At 68.0% G+C, this 253-nt stretch carries 1 protein-coding gene; it reads left to right on the top strand.

What is annotated here, in order from left to right; translation table 11 throughout:
* Window positions 1-253, top strand: a 253-nt coding sequence (locus tag U5775_RS39295) for an AMP-binding protein (protein WP_322063481.1), incomplete at both ends; no start/stop codon positions are given.

Here is a 253-nt window from a genome sequence, read left to right on the forward strand (position 1 = left end):
CGTGCCGCTTGATCCGGACTATCCGCAGGACCGTCTCGCCTACATGATCGGCGACAGCGGCATCGCGTTGCTGCTCACGCACGCTCACTTGCGTGATGCGCTGCCGGTGCCCGCTTCGCTGGAGGTGCTGGAACTCGACACGCTCGACCTGTCGGCCGGCCCGTACGACGCGCCGGCCGTGCGCGTCGATGGCGCGAATCTCGCATACGTGATCTATACCTCGGGCTCGACGGGCCGCCCCAAGGGCGCACAG

The sequence above is a fragment of the Paraburkholderia sp. J63 genome, assembly GCF_905220245.1.
In the GTDB taxonomy this organism is placed as follows: Bacteria; Pseudomonadota; Gammaproteobacteria; order Burkholderiales; family Burkholderiaceae; genus Paraburkholderia.